This is a genomic window from Terrabacter sp. MAHUQ-38, assembly GCF_014518425.1.
Taxonomy (GTDB): domain Bacteria; phylum Actinomycetota; class Actinomycetes; order Actinomycetales; family Dermatophilaceae; genus Terrabacter.
This window is the reverse complement of sequence record NZ_JACVCU010000016.1, coordinates 1-849: the sequence shown is the minus strand read 5'-3', so window position 1 is coordinate 849 and position 849 is coordinate 1. Positions and strand designations below refer to the sequence as shown.

Genomic DNA, 849 nt, shown 5'->3' with positions numbered 1-849 from the left:
TCGGGGTGCCGGTGGCGGCGACGGCGTCCAGCAGCGCGATCTGGCCGCCTTGGAGGTCGAGCGTGGCGGTCGAGCGCCCCTCGCCCGTGAGGGCGATGGTGTCCCCCACGACCACGACGGCGTAGTCCGCAGCCTCTGCAAGGGCCGTGGCCTGCTCAATCTGATCCTGGACGACCGGGGCGGGAGTGAAGACGGGTGCCTGTGGTTGACCGTCGGGCCCGATGCCCCACTCGCGGTCATCGGCGGGGCTTGCGATGTCGGCTCCGCGGGCATGCGTGACGGTCCAGCCGGAGGGTGCGACCGCGCGCAGGCCGTCGAGCACCGTCTCCACCAGCTCGCGCGGATGTCCCTCGGGCATCCACGGGACCTGCCCAGAGGCCCCCGCCCAGTCACCGAGCATGGCCTCCGGGCTGTCGGCGTTGGGGCCGATGACCGCGATCGTGCGCGGCGTGCCCCGGCTTGCGGCGCGGCCGGTTCCGTCCGAGGTCAGCCCGCCTTCGAGGGGCAGGATGCCCTCGTTGCGCAGCAGCACCAGGCAACGGCGGGCGGTCTCGAGGTTGAGGTCGGTGTGTTCGCGGCAGCCGATCACCTCCGCCTGCCGCTCCGAGTCGGGGGTGCGGGGATCCTCGAAGAGCCCGAGCTCGAACTTCAGCCGCAGGACCCGCCGTACCGCGTCATCGATCTGCTCCTCGTCGACCAGGCCGCGACCGACCGCCTCCTGGGCGGCCTCGAAGAACGCCGGCGTGGCCATGATGAGGTCGTTCCCGGAGTTGACGGCGACTGCCGCAGCCTCGACGTAGTCGGCGCAGATCCGCTGGTCGTAGACCATCCGGCCGACGTTGTCCCAGT

At 71.8% G+C, this 849-nt stretch carries 1 protein-coding gene; it reads right to left on the bottom strand.

All coding sequences use genetic code 11. The features are described 5' to 3' along the window. The coding region (locus H9I49_RS23310; RefSeq protein ID WP_188032801.1) for a glycoside hydrolase family 3 C-terminal domain-containing protein at positions 1–849 on the bottom strand (849 nt) is incomplete at both ends.